Source organism: Paenarthrobacter sp. FR1, assembly GCF_051106045.1.
In the GTDB taxonomy this organism is placed as follows: domain Bacteria; phylum Actinomycetota; class Actinomycetes; order Actinomycetales; family Micrococcaceae; genus Arthrobacter; species Arthrobacter nitroguajacolicus_A.
Map to the genome: position 1 here is coordinate 146,821 of NZ_JBPFSF010000009.1, position 15,827 is coordinate 162,647.

Sequence of the window (15,827 nt, forward strand, 5' to 3'; positions counted from 1 at the left end):
GGGCAGTTTAGTAGGCCAGGGAGCGGTCGAGCGCTTCGAGGATCTTGTCGATGTCAGGCAAGTAGTCCTCTTCCACCTTGGCAACGGGGTAAGGCATGTGGAATCCGCCCACACGGATCACGGGAGCCTCCAAATGCAGGAACGCCCTCTCGCTGATACGCGCCGCAATCTCACCACCGATGCCGCCAAAGGTCGGGGCCTCGTGGGCAACTATCAAGCGGCCGGTCTTCTTGACTGACGCTTCCACAGTGTCGAAATCCACCGGCGAGATGGAACGGAGATCGACGACTTCGATGCTCCTTCCGTCCTCCATGGCTGCGTTGGCGGCGGCGAGGGCCACTGGAACCAAGGGACCGTACGCCACGATGGTGGCGTCAGTACCTTCGCGGACAACGTGCGCCTTGAACGGGTCCTCGGACAGACCGGGGTTCTGGACGTCCACCTCACCCTTGAGCCAGTAGCGGCGCTTGGGTTCGAAGAAGATCACGGGATCCTGGCACTCGATGGCCTTTTGGATCATCCAGTAGGCGTCGTGGGCGTTGGAAGGCGAAATGATGCGCAGCCCGGCGGTGTGGGCGAACAGTGCTTCCGGCGACTCGGAGTGGTGCTCAATCGAGCCAATACCGCCGCCGTAGGGAATTCGAATGACCACGGGTACGGTCAACTTGCCGAGGCTGCGGGAGTGGATCTTCGCCAACTGCGTGGTGATCTGGTTGAAGGCGGGGAAGACGAAGCCGTCGAACTGGATCTCGCACACCGGTGAGTATCCGCGGAGGGCCAGGCCAATGGCCGTGCCCACGATGCCGGACTCAGCCAACGGAGTATCCACGACGCGTTCGTCGCCGAACTCCTTGATGAGGCCATCGGTGACACGGTAAACGCCGCCCAGGTGCCCGATGTCCTCGCCCATGAGCAGCGACTTTGGATTGCTTGTCAGCGATGCCCGGAGACCCTCATTGATGGCCTTAGCAATGGTCATGGTTGCCATCAGTTAGCTGCCTCCTCATCGCTTTCGAAGCCTGCCGAGTATTCCTCGAACCAGGCCAGTTCCTCCGCAATCAGCGGGTGTTGTTCGGCGTACACATTGGCAAACGCATCGCGGATGTCGGGGACCTCCAGGCCATGCGTCGTGCTGCGGACGTACTTGGCCAGCTCATCGCCGTCGGCCTTTACCTGGTCAAAGAACGCTTCGTCCGCCAGGCCCTCGGCGCGCAGGTACTTCTCCAAACGGTCCAGGGGATCCTTCTCGCGCCACGCGGCTTCCTCTGCGGACTCCCGGTATTTGGTGGGATCGTCGGCCGTGGTGTGTGCACCCACCCGGTAGGTGTAAGCCTCGATCAGTACGGGACCACGGCCCTCACGGGCATGCTCAAGGGCCCATTCAGTGACGGCATGGACCGCAATCACGTCGTTGCCATCCACACGGATACCCGGGAACCCGTACCCTTTGGCACGGTTGGCCAACGGGACCTTGGTCTGGACCTCGGTGGGCACGGAGATGGCCCAGTGGTTGTTCTGGCAGAAGAACACCACGGGGGCTTCATAGGACGCGGCGAAGACCATGGATTCGTGGACGTCGCCCTCAGAGCTGGCGCCATCACCGAAATAGGCGATCACGGCGGCCTTGGGATCCGTGGAGTCTGCGGCAGCAGCAAGTTTCTGGTCCCGTTGGATGCCCATCGCGTAGCCAACGGCGTGAAGGGTCTGGGCCGCGAGAACCAGGGTGTAGAGGTGGAAGTTGTTCTCCCGCGGATCCCAGCCACCGTTGGAGACGCCGCGGAACTGCTTGAGAAGCTCGGCAAGGTCCACGTTGCGGACCAGGGCGACGCCGTGCTCGCGATAGGTGGGGAAGATGTAGTCCTGGCGCTGGCTTGCGTGCCCGGAGCCGATCTGTGCGGCCTCCTGACCGGTCAGCGGGACCCACAAGGCAAGTTCACCTTGGCGTTGGAGCGCGGTGGCTTCCTGGTCGAAACGACGGATCCTGGCCATGTCCGCATAGAAGACGCGGAGCTTTTCGGGATCAATGCGCTTGGCGTAGTCCGAGAAGACAGGATCGGTACCCAGTTTTCCGTCGGGGCCGAGCAACTGAACCATTTCCACAGGTTCGCCTGGCGCGGCGGCTGCCGCGGTGGTCGCCGCGAGAGTTTCTTCCGTCCCGGGGGGCAGTTGTGTCGAGCCCATTCCGTCTCCTTGCTTGCCACGGCGGAGCGCCGGGCAATGTCTGTCGCTGGGATATATGCCCGTTCCGGAATGCATTCCGGAACGGGCATACTTTTGGCTTTCGTCCCTTACTTTATCGGCAGTAAGTAAGGTTGGCGCATTTGTTAACCGCTAGGAACCTTGCGGAGCCTTTGTATAACCTGCACAGAGATTCAAGAATCGAGTGTTCGCTTCTTCTTCACCAATGCTGACTCGAACGCCTTCGTTTCCAAACGCCCTCACTGACAACGCTTGCTGCGCCGCAAGGGCCGCAAATTCGCCGCTGTTCTCGCCAAGATTCAACCAAACGAAGTTGCCTTGGGCTTCCGGCACGAACCAACCCAAAGCCCGCAGACCAGCCGTTACCCGGTCTCTCTCATCCACCAGGCTTTGTACCCTTTCCACAACCTGGTCGAAATTCTCGATGGATGTCACGGCTGCGCGTTCCGCGATTTGGGAAACGGCAAAGGGTGTGGCGGTCACCCGGAGGTGTTGCGTCAGCAAAGGACCGGAAACGCTGTAGCCAACACGCAGGCCGGCGAGTCCATGGGCCTTGGAGAACGTCCTCAGCACAATAACGTTGGGGTATTTGCGGTAGAGCTTGATTCCGTCCACGGCGTCCGCATCACGAACGAACTCTTGGTAAGCCTCATCAATGACCACCACAACATTGGGCGGCACGGCCTGAATGAAGCGTTCCGTTTCCTCGGCGGTGAGGATCGGTCCGGTGGGATTGTTGGGCGTGCAGAGGAGGATCACCTTGGTCCGCACCGTAACGGAGGCGGCCATAGTGTCGAGGTCGTGGCGCCCATCGGCCAACAACGGGATCTGCACGCTGGCTGCTCCCGCGAGTCCAACGCAGATGGGGTAAGCCTCAAAAGAACGCCAAGCGTAGATGACCTCGTCGGGCTTGCCGTCGTCATTCTGGCCGGCAAACGTAGCGAGGATCTGGTTCAGTGCCCCCAGGCTGCCGGCACCGGTGACGACGTCGTCAGCGGGGACATCCAGGAAGCCCGCCAGGCTGTTGCGCAGCTTGGTGGCGAGGGGATCCGGGTAGCGGTTGATATCGGACTGGTCTGCGATTGCCTGCAGCACTGCAGGAATTGGAGGCAGCGGGTTCTCGTTGGACGACAATTTGTAGCTGGTAAGGCCCTCAATCGGGACGGGTGGTTTACCCGCCGCATATTTGGGGAGCCTGTCCACGACCGGGCGAGGGAGTACGCCCTCCGGTACGTTGTCAGTAGTAGTCATGGCTTCAAGCCTACTTGCCTGCACACGGCCATCGCTGAGCTGTTTAACAGGTGCGTGTGGAACCATGGGGTCATGGGTTCATTCATTATTCGCGTCCTGATTAACGGACTTGCCCTTTGGGTGGCCACTTGGCTGCTCGAAGGCATGGATATCTCCACGTCCGCCACCGAAACGGCCGCCTCCAACGCGGGACTGGCGCAAGGCGCGGACACAGCCGGCATTATCTTGGCGTACCTCTTCATTGGACTCATCTTCGGAGTGGTGAACGCCTTCGTTCGCCCCTTGGTCCGGTTGCTGTCCCTCCCGGTGACCATCCTGACGCTTGGACTCTTCACTATCGTGATCAACGCCGCGATGCTGTACCTCACGGCATGGCTGAGCACTTTCACTCCGGTGCACCTCACTCTCGACTCGTTCTTCTGGACGGCCATCCTGGCGTCCATCATCATCAGCATCATTTCCATGGTGGCTGGCCTGATCCCAGGCGCACGCAAGCGTTAGCAGAAGGATTGCATCCCCCGCAGGTGAAGCCCTACCGGCTTCCCGCGTCCGCCTTCGTTTCACGGACCGTTGGGGGCGAAGCAGGCTGTAACGCCGATGACTGGTCTGGCATGGGCGCCCTTTGCAGTTTGAAACGGGTCACTTTGGCCGTGCCACCGGCACCGACCACGCCCGCAAACGCAGCACTTGAAGCCAGCAGTGACTCGTCATGGCTGGCGGCGACCAACTCTGCTCCTGCCGCGTAGTTCTCTTGGTCATGTCCTGGTCCCAGACCCGGGTCTTCTCCGTCGGGTGCTTGGAGTTCGTCGGTCAGGGTGACAGTCACCCGCTCCTTTGTATCGGCGTTCATCCGGCCGTCTGTCCCAGGGACCCAGTCCTGAACGTGTTCCAGATGGAGCGAGGCGATGCCGGGCTCGGGGGTAATGTCTCCAACCGGGGCTCCTGCCGTCAGAACATACTTGAGGTCGAATTCGTTCAAGAACGCCTTGTTCTGGCTGAGGTTCATGGCATGAACGCCGCCCTGGCTGTGGCCCACTGCCACCACTGGATCCCCGGCCGCAGCACCCGCCTCACGGAGCGCTTGGCCGACGGCTGGAACAACCTCTTCAGAGTCATAGCCCAGCGCTTCGCCGATTCCCTGGATATCAAAGGGGTTTGTGGAGGGTGACTGGGGTTGGGTTCCCGGAATCAGGACCATCCATGAGGGTGACCCGTTGTTATCGAATTGAATGACCTCGATTGCACCATCGTTCAGGGCATGCAGCCTCTCGAGTCGCCGGAGGCTTTCTGCCATGGTCGGCTCTACGTCTTCGGTGGCTTCTTCCATCTTCTCGATGCTTACCGGACGGGGTTGGTGCTGGGTCAGCAGTGGCGAATCGAGAAGCAGGCGTATGAAGTCGGCCGCCTTGTAGCCATCGGGGATGAGCCGGTTGTAGCCCTCCTCAGTGAGGTCTCGCCCCAGTGCCAGGAATCCAGGAATGCCGGAGCTCCTTATTTGATCAAGACGCAGTGCGTGGGGCCGGGCGTTATAGGCCTCCGTCTCCACATAGTCCCGGTGGCTTGCCCGGACGCTTGCACCGACCCCCGCCAATTCCTGGCGGACCCGCCCTACCTCCTTCCGGCTCTCCGCCACGGCGTTTACGGCACGGCAGCCGGAATCATAAGAGTCGTATAGGAATGGCTCCAGGGCATCCTGAATACGGAGTGCTTCTTCTTCCAGCCCAAGAAGCTGCTGGACCAGCTCGTCGAGCTGGCTGGCGCCACGAAGGAGTTCCTCAAGCTGGAAGGACATCCCGCCCGCTCCTCCCCTAATCAGAAGGGTCCCATCCGGGGCCGGGGGTGAAGGCAGCGGGGCCGCGCCGGCACCCGCGGGGGCGGAATCAGCCATCACGGACCCCTCTCGCCCGATACGGAGACGTTCTGGGAGTGACGGAGAACGAGCGCAACTGCTGCGTCCAGCGACTCCCTGGCCCGCATCAGTGCAGACGCGTGCAGGGCAATGGTGGTCCGATAGGCGCGTCCTGCCGGCGACTGCCAGTCCGCGAGCTGGGTCCTCCGCAGAGACACCAGGACGGCGTCCACTTGATCCACACAGGTGGTGAGACGCCATGCCAGTCTCTGGACTTCATGGCTGCGCAAGGCACATTCCAGGGGGTCGAAGGTGGGCGGGTTGGCTGCAGGCATCAAGCCGACACTCATGTCCGTTTGCTCCAGGGATTGTTCTGCTGATCGGTAGCCAAAACGCTACGGACCGGCGGAACCCGACGGAAGCGGCGTCGTCGGCTATGTGGATAAAGGGATGGCCATCCACATAACCCCGTCACCAACTCGGGCTGTCCCACGGAACATGAAAGAATAGGCATCATGGCTGAATCCCCTCGCGTGTCCCTCGCTTCCGAACCCCTTGCCCTCGGCGCCCTCGACGGCCGCTACCGTGCCGCCGTTGCGCCCCTCGTCGACTACTTGTCCGAGGCGGCCCTGAACCGCGATCGCGTTCACGTTGAAGTCGAGTGGCTGATTCACCTGACCAGCCAGTCCGTCCTGCCGGGCGCTGGTCCCCTGTCCGATGAGCAGAACGCCAAGCTGCGCGCGATCGTCACCGAATTCGACGCCGCATCGGTCAATGAACTCGCCGAAATCGAAGCCGTCACTGTCCACGACGTCAAGGCTGTGGAGTACTACATCGGCCGCCGCCTGCCCGCTATCGGCATCGAGAACCTCACGGCCATGGTGCACTTCGGCTGCACGTCCGAGGACATCAACAACCTCTCCTATGCTGTTGGCATCAAGGGTGCCGTGGAGAACGTGTGGCTGCCCAACGCTGCCGCACTCGTCAAGCAGATCGAGGACATGGCGGAAGCGAACCGCTCGGTACCCATGCTGTCCCGCACGCACGGCCAGCCCGCCACGCCCACCACGCTCGGCAAGGAACTGGCAGTCATCGCGCACCGCCTGAACCGCCAGCTGGATCGCATCGCCAAGACCGAGTACCTGGGCAAGATCAACGGTGCTACCGGTACTTACGCCGCACACGTCGCTTCTGTCCCGAGCGCCGACTGGGAAACCGTCGCCAAGACGTTCGTGGAAGGCCTCGGCCTCACGTGGAACCCGCTCACCACGCAGATCGAAAGCCACGACTGGCAGGCCGAACTCTACGCCGACATCGCCCGCTTCAACCGCATCCTGCACAACGTCTGCACGGATATCTGGAGCTACATCTCCATCGGTTACTTCCGTCAGATTCCGGTCGCGGGAGCCACGGGTTCCTCCACCATGCCGCACAAGGTCAACCCGATCCGCTTTGAGAACGCTGAAGCCAACTTGGAAATCTCCAACGGCCTCCTGGACACCCTGGGTGCAACGCTGGTCACTTCCCGCTGGCAGCGAGACCTCACCGACTCATCTTCGCAGCGCAACATCGGCGTCGCGTTCGGCCACTCCCTGCTGGCCATCTCCAATGTCGCCAAGGGCCTCAAGGCTCTGGACGTGGCCGAGGAAGTACTGGCCGGCGACCTCGACACCAACTGGGAAGTCCTGGGCGAGGCGATCCAGATGGTCATGCGCGCCGAGGCGATTTCCGGCGTCGAGGGCATGGAGAACCCGTACGAGCGACTCAAGGATCTCACCCGTGGCCAGCGCGTGGACGCTGCCCGCATGCAGGAATTCGTCCAGGGCCTCGGCCTTTCCGCTGACGCCGAGGCTCGGCTGCTCGCCCTCACTCCGGGCAAGTACACGGGCATCGCCGACAAACTGGTGGATCACCTGCAGTAACGCTCAACGCTCGACGACGGCGGGCCGGGGCTGGGTGCCTCGGTCCGCCGTCGGCGTTAACCGCCCTCGGTATCACCCCCGCGTCGGCGCCCCAGCTTTCCAGCGGAAGTCCGCTCCTTCCCAGCTGCTGACCACAGCACGCGCTTGACCTCGAAACGGCGTGTCTGGCTGTTCCGTGGCTCCAGGGGCTGGTTGGGTGGAGGTAAACGGGCTGGAGCGCAACACCGCCACCCCCTGCAGCTACACGTGAGGAGCGGAGCAACCATGAAGCTCCTGTTGATCAGGCACGGACAAACCCCTGGTAACGTCGCAGGCCAGCTGGACACGGCGTTTCCTGGCCCGGGGCTGACTGGGCTCGGTAAGCGCCAGGCAGCGGCCTTGCCGGAAGCCTTGGCTGACGAAGCCATCGAGGCCCTGTATACCTCCACGTTGCTGCGTACCCAACACACTGCGGCCCCGCTGGCACAAGCCACAGGATTGGAGCCAACCATCCTGGACGGCGTCCACGAAATCGAAGCCGGCGCCCTGGAAAAGAAGACAGACCACGAATCTCACATGCGCTACATGAGCACCGTCTTCGCTTGGACGGACGGTGACCTGGACGTGCGGATGCCGGGGGCCTTTAACGGGCACGCTTTCTTCGCCCGTTTCGACGCTTCGGTGGAGAAAGTTGCAGCCGCAGGGCACTCAACAGCCGCGATCGTCAGCCATGGTGCCGCAATCCGCTGTTGGGCAGGCAGGAGGGCCACTGACATTGACACACTGTTCGCCGAAACGCACCAGCTCCCCAACACCGGAATCGTGGCCCTGGACGGCGACCCCGCACATGGGTGGAAGGTGCTGCACTGGGACCAGATCCCCGTGGGTGGCATGGCTCTGGCAGACCAAACCGCCGAGGACCCTACGGGCGAGGCACTGTAAGGCACGCTGCTCCCCTTCGCTCCAGCATTTCTCCCGACGCTTACGCGCAGGAAACACCACGGTAACCACCGCTCCGTAGGCTTGAGACGCATAGACCCCTCCGACCAAACCCGGCGAATTGAGGCACCAATGCAGACCAACCCACGGCTCAATATTCGGCAGGTCACGTGGGCCAATCCCGTGGGCGCCGACCTCCGGGCAGCACAGCAGGCAGAACTGGATTCACGCTTCGGAACTACGGACCATGAGCCGGGCCCGCCGCCTTCGGAAGCTGACACGGCGGTCTTCGTTGTTGCTTATGAGAAATGCTCCGGACAGCCGCTGGGATGTGGCGGGCTCCGAATGCTGGACGAGAACACGGCCGAAATCAAAAGGTTGTACGTGGTCCCTTACGCCCGCGGCTCGGGAGTTGCGAGTTCCATCCTGGCTGCACTCGAGGCCCAGGCCCATTCCCACGGATTCAGCGTGATCGCCGCAGAAGCGGGTTCGGCCCAGTCGGACGGCCGCAGCTTCTATGAGAGCGCAGGGTTCGCATCGGTGCCGAACTTTGGCCCGTACGTGGGGGTCAAGGAATCGTATTGCTACTCCAAGCGCCTCGACTCGCACAGTGCGTCTCACACGGCAATGGCTTAGGAACGGACGGCACTGGCCTCATGCGTCCACGCAACATCAAGCAGAGAGTGGCCCCGGTTCGATAATCTCGGATTATGGAAAAAGCAGACATCACCTTTCGCACCCGTAAATGGGTGCGGCCCGAGGACCTCAACGCCAACGGCACGCTCTTCGGTGGCAGCCTGCTGAAGTGGATCGATGAAGAGGCCGCGATCTACGCCATCCTCCAATTGGGCAATGGCCGCGCAGTGACCAAGTACATCTCCGAAATCAACTTTGTGAGCTCCGCTGTGCAAGGGGATCTGATCGAGATGGGGCTGACGGCAAAGCGCTTCGGCCGGACATCCCTGACCATGCGGGCAGAGGTCCGCAACATGATCACGCGGCAGCCGATCCTGACCATTGAGGAGATCGTTTTCGTGAACCTCGGCACGGACGGTCGTCCCCAGCCGCATGGCTACACGGAGATCACGTACGACCGCGACCGCATCCCCACGCATCACCTGACCGAAACGCTGGACGAAGACTGAACCTGCCGCCGTCGTACCGCCTTCAAACTGCTGCTCAACGGGTGCTGGCGGCCACGAGAACGCGGCCGCCAGCTTATATATCCGGTGACGGGAGTGATGTCACCGGAACCTGTGGGGCGCCTTAGCGCCGGTCAAACGTCAGGCCGCCGGGTACCTGGAACGTCGGCATGAGCTCAAGCATGCCCACATTCACGTGGCGCGGAGTTTCGATGGCGTAGTCCAGGGCGTTGACGATGTCGTCCGTGGTCAGCGACTCGTAGCCCTCGTAGTAGGTCTGCCAGGCTTCTTCCATGGCCTCGGGCGTGCCGCCCAGGTTGCGGCCGAAGATCTCCGTCTCCACCCGGCCGGGGCAGATCTCGGTGACGCGGATGCGCTTGCCCACGGTGTCGTTGCGGAGTTGGCGGGAGATCTGGTGCACGGCGGCTTTGGTGGCGTGATAGACCGTGTGGCCGTAGAAGTTGTACGTGCCGGCGATCGAGCTGATGTTGATGACGTGGCCGAGGTCGCGTTCCACCATGCCCGGCAGCACCAGTCGGGTGAGCTGCAGCAGGCCGCGAAGATTCACATCCACTAGTTCGTCGATGTCCTCCTCGGACGAATCCAGGATGTTGCCGGGCCGGGACACTCCGGCGCAGTTCACGAGGACGTCCACCTTGAGGTCATTCACGACGGCGGCCAGCGCGGCGGTGTCGGTCAGGTCGACTACGTGCGGGGTGGCTCCGGTGCGGTCGGCCAGCTCGGCCAGGCGTTCCTCGTTGCGGGCCACGGCGTGGACGGTCAGGCCGCGCTTGGCCAGGCGCTCGGCGATGGCTGCGCCCATTCCGGTTGATGCTCCGGTGACAAGGGCGGTGGTGTAGTCGGAAAAAGACATTGGGTCCTCCAAAGGTGGGGAATCGTGGGGCGCAGTGCGCCGGGCCCGGAAGCCCGGCGCTGGCCGCAGGTAGTGGGCCGCAGGTAGTGGTGGCTAGGCGTCGCGCAGCGGTTCGTGTGCGCGGTCCTTGACCGTGCTGACGGCGATCAAGGTGCCGAGGGCCGTGACCACTGCGTAGAACGCAGGCATGTAGATGTTGCCGGTGCTGCCGATCAGCCAGGTCATGAGCAGCGGGGCGGTACCGCCGAACAGGGCCGAGGAGATGTTGTAGCCCAGGCCGTAGGCGGAGTAGCGAACGCGGGTGGGGAAGAGCTCGACGATCAGGATGTGGATGACTGCGGTGTGGCCGGCGAAGACGATGGCCATGATGCAGGCGCCGAGGATGGCCAGGCCCATTTCGCCGGTGGCGATGAGGGCGTAGGACGGAATGCCGAGGACTGCCATGGCGATGGCGGAGCCCGCGATGACTTTCTTGCGGCCAACGCGGTCGGAGAGGGCGCCCATGAACGGGATGGCGATGCAGATGACCACCAGGCTGCACGCGGTGACCAGGAGGGCTTCGCCGATGGTGAAGTTCAGTTGCTTGCCCTTGAGGAAGGTAGGCATGTAGGAGAAGAGGACGTAGTAGCCGGAGCCGTTCATCAGCGGGATGAAGAGGGCCAGGAGCATGGCGCGGCGGTGTTCCTTGGACTGGAAGGCTTCCTTGAGCGGGTTCTTGGAGAGCCCGCCCTCTTCCTTCAATTTCTCGAAGTTGGGGGTGTCGCTGATGGCCTTGCGGATGTACCAACCAATGATGCCCATGGGGATGGCCACCAGGAACGGGATGCGCCAGGCGAACGAGCCGAAGCCGCCGCCGTCGATTGCTGCCTGGGTAAGCCACGGAGACATGGAGAAGGCCACCAAGGTACCGGTGAGCAGTGCCGCGAAGGAAGCGATCTGTGCGTAAGACGTGATGATGCCGCGCTTGCCCTCAGGAGCGTGTTCAGCGAGGAAGGTCATGGCGCCGGCGGCCTCGCCGCCGACGGAGAAGCCCTGGAGGAGCCGCATGAGGACCAACAGGATAGGCGCCGCGATGCCGATGGCCGCGTAAGGGGGCAGCAGGCCGATACCGGCGGTGGCAACACTGATCAGGAGGATGACGAAGACCAGGAGCTTTTGCCTGCCGATCCGGTCTCCGAGGTAGCCGCAAACCACCGCGCCGAGCGGACGAACGAAGAAGGAGACCGCGTAACCGGCGAACACGAAGAGCAGGGCGTTGTCCGGGTTGCCCGGGGCCAGGAAGACGAGAGCCAGCGTTCCCGCCATGAAGGCGAAAATGCCGTTGTCGTACAGTTCCACGAAGATGCCAACACAACCTGCGGTGACAACCTTGCGGGTTTGGCGGCTGGTAAGCCGCTCATGCTGCACTGGCGCAGCGTTGGTGCTTGCGGTCATGACTTTTCCTTACTGAGATGAGCGTAGCAACGCCTACTGGTATGACGACAGGTTTTTAGCTGCATGCCGCAACTGGTAGGTCCTGCCACTGGGGACGGCATCCGATGCCGAGGAGTCCGAAGACGGTGTTGACGGATTCGCGGAGTGTTTCAAGTTGGGCCCGCGAGCGCCTGTGGGCGGCAGTTGCTTCTGCCACTGTGGTTTTCCGAAAACGGACTTTGTCCCCTGGCCTCGCTTGGGCCAGGACATCCAGTCCGGTGCTGGTGACTACTGCCAGGACCGGATACCCGGCGGTGACGCCCCGGCCCCGGTGCAGTACCAGCAGCTCTTCCCTTGAGGGAACCTCGACGGCGCCCACTGGCACGCCGCGGGAAAGGACCTCACCGCTTGAGGTTCTTTCCGGAAGCTCTCCGCCGAGCCGCAGGCCGATGTGGTTGCTGCGGCCGCTGACGGCGTACTCCGAGGTGAAGAGCAATTCACCGGATTCGCCAAACTCGGCGACGTCCGGTCCATCGGTCACATCGACCGACAGGTCTGATCCCATGCTTGGCCGCTCAAGGCCCAGCCGGAAAAGGGGAAGGTCGAAGTACGGCTGGCGTACAGGTGTCACGCTCCGACGGGTGACGAGCGTGGTTCCTTCCCGAAGTTGAAGTCCGAAGCCCACCACGGTGTCCGGAGCTGCACTGCCGAGCAACGTCTCAGCTTCGAGGGAGCCGTGGACGGCCAGGTAGGCGCGGAGTCCGCGGTGGATCCCGCGAATGGACACTGATTCACCTGCACGCACCGATACCGGCTCCCATTGGCTGCAGGGGCGGCCACCGACGGTGAGGGTGAGGGGAGCACCAGTGACGGCGATCAGGAGGTCGGTGTTTGCCGTCATCCGGAAGTCGAGGGCGGTGATTTCCACCAGGGGATGGTTGTCCAGATTGCCGGCCAGGATGTTGGCGGCCCGGGCGGAGTACTGGTCCAAGGCGCCGTTGACCGGCAGCCCGAAGCGGGGTCCACGGAATCGGCCGAGGTCCGTGACCACGGAATTGCCCGGTTGCTGGACCAGGATTGCGCCGCTCATGGCCGTGCTTCCAATTCCAGTGGCACCAAGTCCATGCCGGCGAAGTCGCTGAAGGCTTCGGCGGGGATCTGCCGGAACCGTAGAATGTCGCCCGGCTTGTAGGGCACAAGGGGTTCGCGACGGATGTTCAGGACGCTCAGCGGGGTCTGGCCAATCACACACCAGCCACCAGGAGCCGCTGCCGGGGCGATGACAGCCTGGCGTCCGGCAACCGCCACCGCGCCGGCGGGCACGCTGAGCCGGGGATCCTTGAGGCGGGGCACGGGTTTGGGGAACGCCGGACCGTCCATCATGGGCGAACCCGCCGGCGCACCGAGGCACCGTACGGTGTAGGTCTTCCCGGTGTGGAACCTGATGACTTCCTCGGTGGAGATGCCCTGGTACTCGGCGACCTTCTCCAGGTCCGGACCGTACTCGCCGCCGTACACCACGGGAACATCGAATTCGCGGGGAGCCTTTGCGGATTCATCGGCATGGTGGAGTTCCAGGAGTCCGAGCTTGACGAAGGCGCGCACTTGGCGGGCGGAAACCATGATGGGATCGAACTCCACCAGCACCGAGTCGTAAGTGGGAACAGCGCCGTGGAGACCTTCCGCTCCGCAGCTTTCCAGCCAGTCGGCCAAGCGGTGGACGGTGAGCCAATTGTCTTCGCTCGCCTCCGATATCGCCACGACACGCAACGCGGAGTCTCCGGATTCGTGGATTTCGGTGGGAGCCACTGTCAGGACGGACATGTCAGGCCGCCTTCCGCTTGGCATCCATGACCTCGGCCAGCGGGGCAATGCTGACGCCGGCGGAAATAAGTTCGGTACGGATCCGGCGGGCCAGTTCCACAGCGCCGGGATTGTCCCCGTGGAGGAGGACGGTATCGACGTCGATGTCCATGTCCACGCCGGTGGCGCAGCGGATCTTTCCGTCCACCACCATGCGCAGGGCGCGGTCCACGATCTCTGCGGGATCGTGCAGCACAGCGCCCGGCTGGCTGCGGGGAACCAAGGTACCGTCTTCCTGGTACGCGCGGTCCACAATGCCAACTATTGCTACGTCCAGCCCGGCTTCACGGGCGGCAGTGGCCAGTTCGCCGTCCTGGGCCACCACAATGAGTTCCTTGTCCACGCGGGCCGCCGCCTGGGCCACCGCCTGGGCGTAGTCTGCGCGGACAGCCACGAGGTTGCCGAGCCGGCCATGCGGGGCGAGGTGGGTGACCTTTGTGCCATGGAAAGCGGCGAAACCGTTCAGGGCCCCCATCTGGTACAGCACATCGTTCTGCACCTCGCTCGCTGAGAGGCCCATGTCGCGTCGGCCGAAGCCGCGCAGGTCCGGGAAGCTGGGGTGAGCCCCAATGCCTACGCCGCGGCGAACACATTCAGCAACCGTGGCGGCCATAATGTCCGGGTCGCCGGCGTGGAACCCGCACGCGATATTGGCACTTGAAACGATCTCCAGGAGTTCAGAATCGTCGCCAATGGTGTAAGCGCCAAATCCCTCTCCAAGATCCGCTACAAGATCAATAATCGGGTTCACGTGGTTCTCTTTCCGTGGTTTTGCAGTGGAATTGAATTCCGGGAAAATGGCAGGTGCTGGTTGATACCCAAAGCGTTGCCTGAAGTTCTTTCCAAAAGTCTCGCACCGGTCAACCACGTTGCACAAAGACCTAATAGCTATCCCGTGATAGCTCTCCGTTATGACCTGCGCCACCCTGTACTGTGGCTTGGGTCCCAGCGGTGCCCGGATAGAATTTCCCTAACGCATGCCACCCGGGGACGTGGCCCTCCAGGAAGGCAGACCCATGGATACGCGCAAGCTCTCATACTTTGTGCAGATTGTTGACTCAGGCAGCATCACCAAGGCCGCTGCCGCGCTCCACGTGGCCCAGCCCGCCCTGAGCCAGCAGGTCTCCGCGCTGGAGAACGACCTCAAGCAGCGCCTTTTGATCCGCAGCAAGCAAGGCGTTGAGCCCACGGCCGCAGGGCACACCCTCTACCGCCACGCGCAGTCGATTCTCCGGCTGGTGGAGCAGGCCCGGCAAGACGTCGCCACCTCCGGGGCGGCCCCCTCCGGCCGCGTCTCCATTGCGATCGCGCCCTACAGCATGGCGTCCAGCCTGACGCCCCAGATCATCAGCGAAGTCGGCCGCCGGTACCCGGATATCGTGGTGCACCTGACCGAGATTTTCGGCGGCGTCTTGAGCGAGGCCATCAAGAACGGCCGCCTGGACATGGCCCTGATCTACGAGCCCGGAAAGATCCGCGGCGTGCAGTTCACCACCATGATCGTGGAAGACCTCCACCTGGTGGTGCACCCGGACGTGGACATCAGCCACGGCAAGGACACCATCACCCTCGCCGAAGCCAGCACGGTGGGACTGTTCCTCCCGGAGAAGAACCACACGCTGCGGCAGCTCATCGAGAAGGGACTGACAGACCAGGACCTGCCGCTCCGCTTGGTGGGCGAAGTGGAGTCCGTCCCCTCCCTCACCCGGCTGATCCGCGCCAACCTGGGCGGCACCGTGCTGCCGAAATCAGCCGCGGATGCCCTCTTCCCGGACCAGGACTTCAAGGTGCTGCGGATCGTGGAACCTGGGCTGCAGAGCAAGATCGCCCTCTGCACCCCCGACCACGAGCCACTGTCCGAGGCCGCCTCGGCCGTGCTCATGGTGGTCAAGGAAATGCTGCACCAACAACTGATCAACAAGTACGGAACCGACCCCGTGCAACTGCCGGCCCATCCATAACAAACACTTATCCGGACAGACAGCTTTGGTCTTATTCAACGCCGATTTAATTTCCTAATATCGAATTAGAAAGAAATTCGAAAGCAGCTCACGGATTCCGCGGGCACGTTCAAAGGAAACAACGGTGAAAAAGATCAGCACGGCCGGATGGGTTTCGAATCCAACCCGCGGAACGATCAGCGCACGAACCGGTTTTCACTGCCCACGGAATGGTTTTTGGCGTCCGATCGGCGGCATTGGCGAACCCTTGTTCGTCTTCGAAGGAAGCCTGATGCCCGCCCACGCCGGCAACAGCATCGAATGGCACCTGGTGGATACCCGCCCGGGACACTCCGGACTGGACTGAACCAGCCACCACCCAGCCAGCCGCCGTCGTACTCCCACTTCAGCTTCACCACGATAAGGCGCCCTGCCACTGGCAAGGGCGCCTTTGTT

Annotated in this window: 17 protein-coding genes; 7 read left to right on the forward strand and 10 right to left on the reverse strand. The window is 62.7% G+C overall.

Translation table 11 applies throughout. From position 1 onward, the window contains the following. Window positions 1–7: 7 nt before the first annotated feature. From ACR30Z_RS17225 to ACR30Z_RS17235, 3 genes are all read right to left on the reverse strand, one after another. Window positions 8–988: an alpha-ketoacid dehydrogenase subunit beta gene (locus ACR30Z_RS17225; protein ID WP_144652295.1), complete on the reverse strand. Its 981-nt coding sequence runs from the start codon at window positions 986–988 to the stop codon at window positions 8–10. Then, window positions 988–2,181, reverse strand: a complete 1,194-nt coding sequence (pdhA, locus tag ACR30Z_RS17230) for a pyruvate dehydrogenase (acetyl-transferring) E1 component subunit alpha (RefSeq protein ID WP_434373782.1) — start codon at window positions 2,179–2,181, stop codon at window positions 988–990. The genes ACR30Z_RS17225 and pdhA overlap by 1 nt, the downstream gene beginning before the upstream one ends. Before the next feature lie 150 nt (window positions 2,182–2,331). Continuing rightward, window positions 2,332–3,450, reverse strand: a complete 1,119-nt coding sequence (locus ACR30Z_RS17235; RefSeq protein WP_208760035.1) for a histidinol-phosphate transaminase — start codon at window positions 3,448–3,450, stop codon at window positions 2,332–2,334. Window positions 3,451–3,522: 72 nt separating this feature from the next. On the opposite strand from ACR30Z_RS17235, the gene ACR30Z_RS17240 reads away from it, so the two are divergent. Beyond that, window positions 3,523–3,951, forward strand: coding sequence for a phage holin family protein (locus tag ACR30Z_RS17240; RefSeq protein ID WP_144652298.1), 429 nt, complete (start codon window positions 3,523–3,525; stop codon window positions 3,949–3,951). Between the two features lie 31 nt (window positions 3,952–3,982). Here the strand turns inward: ACR30Z_RS17240 and ACR30Z_RS17245 are convergent, their stop codons facing one another. Together ACR30Z_RS17245 and ACR30Z_RS17250 are read right to left on the reverse strand one after the other, a co-directional pair. Then, complete coding sequence (locus tag ACR30Z_RS17245; protein ID WP_434373784.1) at window positions 3,983–5,242, reverse strand: hypothetical protein; 1,260 nt, start codon at window positions 5,240–5,242, stop codon at window positions 3,983–3,985. Window positions 5,243–5,337: 95 nt separating this feature from the next. After that, entirely contained in the window at window positions 5,338–5,649 is a 312-nt protein-coding gene (locus ACR30Z_RS17250) for a hypothetical protein (RefSeq protein ID WP_434373785.1), read from the reverse strand. Between the two features lie 165 nt (window positions 5,650–5,814). Here ACR30Z_RS17250 and purB point away from each other — a divergent pair, with 165 nt between their 5' ends. The 4 genes from purB to ACR30Z_RS17270 all read left to right on the forward strand — a co-directional run bounded on the left by purB (window position 5,815) and on the right by ACR30Z_RS17270 (window position 9,284). Next, a complete protein-coding gene (gene purB, locus ACR30Z_RS17255) occupies window positions 5,815–7,221 on the forward strand; it encodes an adenylosuccinate lyase (protein ID WP_434373786.1) in 1,407 nt (468 codons plus the stop codon). Window positions 7,222–7,485: 264 nt separating this feature from the next. After that, window positions 7,486–8,142: a histidine phosphatase family protein gene (locus tag ACR30Z_RS17260; RefSeq protein ID WP_434373787.1), complete on the forward strand. Its 657-nt coding sequence runs from the start codon at window positions 7,486–7,488 to the stop codon at window positions 8,140–8,142. Between the two features lie 129 nt (window positions 8,143–8,271). Continuing rightward, entirely contained in the window at window positions 8,272–8,775 is a 504-nt protein-coding gene (locus ACR30Z_RS17265; RefSeq protein WP_434373789.1) for a GNAT family N-acetyltransferase, read from the forward strand. 74 nt (window positions 8,776–8,849) lie between these two features. Further along, a complete protein-coding gene (locus ACR30Z_RS17270; RefSeq protein WP_089596607.1) occupies window positions 8,850–9,284 on the forward strand; it encodes an acyl-CoA thioesterase in 435 nt (144 codons plus the stop codon). Between the two features lie 121 nt (window positions 9,285–9,405). Here the strand turns inward: ACR30Z_RS17270 and ACR30Z_RS17275 are convergent, their stop codons facing one another. From ACR30Z_RS17275 to ACR30Z_RS17295, 5 genes are all read right to left on the reverse strand, one after another. Next, complete coding sequence (locus tag ACR30Z_RS17275) at window positions 9,406–10,155, reverse strand: SDR family oxidoreductase (RefSeq protein WP_434373790.1); 750 nt, start codon at window positions 10,153–10,155, stop codon at window positions 9,406–9,408. A gap of 93 nt (window positions 10,156–10,248) precedes the next feature. After that, a complete protein-coding gene (locus ACR30Z_RS17280) occupies window positions 10,249–11,589 on the reverse strand; it encodes an MFS transporter (RefSeq protein WP_144652305.1) in 1,341 nt (446 codons plus the stop codon). A 55-nt stretch (window positions 11,590–11,644) separates the two neighbouring features. Next, entirely contained in the window at window positions 11,645–12,658 is a 1,014-nt protein-coding gene (locus ACR30Z_RS17285) for a biotin-dependent carboxyltransferase family protein (RefSeq protein ID WP_144652306.1), read from the reverse strand. Continuing rightward, the gene (locus ACR30Z_RS17290; RefSeq protein WP_434373791.1) at window positions 12,655–13,392 is read right to left on the reverse strand and encodes a 5-oxoprolinase subunit B family protein; all 738 of its coding nucleotides are present in this window, start codon (window positions 13,390–13,392) and stop codon (window positions 12,655–12,657) included. The genes ACR30Z_RS17285 and ACR30Z_RS17290 overlap by 4 nt, the downstream gene beginning before the upstream one ends. 1 nt (window position 13,393) lies before the next feature. Beyond that, the gene (locus tag ACR30Z_RS17295) at window positions 13,394–14,182 is read right to left on the reverse strand and encodes a LamB/YcsF family protein (RefSeq protein ID WP_434373792.1); all 789 of its coding nucleotides are present in this window, start codon (window positions 14,180–14,182) and stop codon (window positions 13,394–13,396) included. Between the two features lie 265 nt (window positions 14,183–14,447). Here ACR30Z_RS17295 and ACR30Z_RS17300 point away from each other — a divergent pair, with 265 nt between their 5' ends. Together ACR30Z_RS17300 and ACR30Z_RS17305 are read left to right on the forward strand one after the other, a co-directional pair. Continuing rightward, window positions 14,448–15,392 (forward strand): LysR substrate-binding domain-containing protein, encoded by a 945-nt coding sequence (locus tag ACR30Z_RS17300; RefSeq protein WP_434373794.1) that lies wholly within the window; start codon window positions 14,448–14,450, stop codon window positions 15,390–15,392. Between the two features lie 124 nt (window positions 15,393–15,516). Next, window positions 15,517–15,738: a hypothetical protein gene (locus ACR30Z_RS17305; RefSeq protein ID WP_167510513.1), complete on the forward strand. Its 222-nt coding sequence runs from the start codon at window positions 15,517–15,519 to the stop codon at window positions 15,736–15,738. Window positions 15,739–15,827 lie beyond the last annotated feature (89 nt).